The organism is Streptomyces sp. SID3343, from assembly GCF_009865215.1.
Classification (GTDB): Bacteria; Actinomycetota; Actinomycetes; order Streptomycetales; family Streptomycetaceae; genus Embleya.
Genome location: NZ_WWJX01001496.1, coordinates 1 through 1,926 on the forward strand (window position 1 = coordinate 1; position 1,926 = coordinate 1,926).

The window sequence follows — 1,926 nt, forward strand, 5'->3', positions numbered from 1 at the left end:
TCCACCTCGACCGCCGAAAGCCCCGCGTTCGCCAACGCCTGCCGAATCACCCGCTGCTGCGAAGGACCGTTCGGCGCCGTCAACCCATTCGACGCACCGTCCTGATTGACCGCACTGCCCCGAACCACCGCCAACACACGGTGACCCAAACGCCGCGCATCCGACCGCCGTTCGAGCAGCAGCAGGCCGACTCCCTCGGCCCAGCCGGTACCGTCGGCCGCGCCCGCGAACGCCTTGCAGCGCCCGTCCACGGACAGGCCGCGCTGCCGGGAGAACTCGACGAACATCCCCGGCGACGCCATCACCGCCACCCCACCGGCGAGCGCCAGGTCGCTCTCGCCCGAACGCAGCGACTGGGCAGCCAGGTGCAGCGCGACCAGCGACGACGAGCACGCGGTGTCCACCGTCACCGCCGGGCCCTCGAAGCCGAACGAGTAGGAGATCCGGCCCGAGGCCACGCTGCCCGCGTTGCCCGTGCCGAGGTAGCCCTCCAGGCCCTGCGGCGTCTGGCCCGGGCCGAGCGCGTAGTCGTGCCCGGCCATGCCGGTGAAGACGCCGGTCCGGCTGCCCGCCAGCGTGTCCGGGTTGATCCCGGCCCGCTCGAACGCCTCCCACGCGGTCTCCAGGAGCAGTCGCTGCTGCGGATCCATCGCGAGGGCCTCACGCGGCGAGATGCCGAAGAAGGCGCTGTCGAAGTCGGTGGCGTCGGGCAGGAACGCACCCTTTCGGGTGTACGTCCGGCCGGCTCGATCCGGGTCCGGGTCGTACAGTGCGTCCACGTCCCACCCGCGATCGGTGGGGAAGTCGCCGACCGCGTCGGTGCCCGCCGCGACCAGCCGCCACAGGTCGGCGGGTGACGCGACGCCGCCGGGCAACCGGCAGGCCATGCCGACGATCACGATCGGGTCGTCGGCCGTGCCGGCCCGGGGCGCCACCGCTGCGGCGTCCGGGGCCGCGAGTTCACCGAGGAGTTCGCCACGCAGGAACTCGGCGAGCGCGTTGGGGGTGGGATAGTCGAAGACGAGGGTCGCGGGCAACCGCAGACCGCTCTCCGCATTGAGCCGGTTGCGCAGTTCGACGGCGGTCAGCGAGTCGAACCCCTGCTCCCGGAACGGCTTTCCGGCCTCGACGGACTCGGCCGAGGGGTATCCCTGCACCACCGCGGCCTGGGTGCGGACCACGTCCACGAGGAAGCGTCGCCGGTCGCCGGTCGCGAGTTCGGCCACGCGCACCCCCAGCGGGGTCGAGGCCGTCGCGGAGACGGCGATCGGGGAGGCGCCCCGGGGGTCGCTCGGGGATCCGGCCCGGGCGCCGACCGGCCGGGCCGGGGCGAGCAGTTCGGACACCAGCGGGCCGCGTCGGTCGCGCACGAGCACGTCCCAGTCGATGTCGCACACCGTCAGGTGGCTCTCGTCGGCGTCCAGGATGTCCCCGAGCACGGCCACCGCGAGGGTCGGGTCGAGCATCGTCAGGCCCTGCCGGCCCAACCGTTCCTCGACCTCGGGCGCGGCGATCCCGCCGCCGGCCCAGTGGCCCCAGGACACGGATGTCGCGGGCAGTCCCTCGGATCGGCGCCGGGCGGCCAGGGCGTCCAGGTAGGCGTTGCCCGGCGCGTAGTTGCCCTGTCCCGCGACCCCGCAGATGCCCGCGAGCGACGAGAACAGCACGAACGCGGACAGGTCCAGATCACGGGTGAGTTCGTCCAGATGCCGGGCGCCGTCGACCTTGACCCGCAGCACCCGCTCGATCTGATCGAGGGTCAGGTCGGCGATCACCGCGTCGTCCAGGACCGCGGCCGCGTGGACGACCGTCGACAGCGCACGCTCGGCGGGGATCGCCGCGAGCACGCCCGCGAGCGCGTCCCGGTCGCCCACGTCGCACGCCGCGAAGGACACCGCGGCGCCCAGCGCGGCCACCTCGGCCGCG

General features: G+C 73.7%; 1 protein-coding gene. It reads right to left on the minus strand.

The window, feature by feature from the left end:
• Positions 1–1,926 (minus strand): type I polyketide synthase (locus GT354_RS47495; protein ID WP_161364025.1); only part of this gene is annotated, 1,926 nt, incomplete at both ends.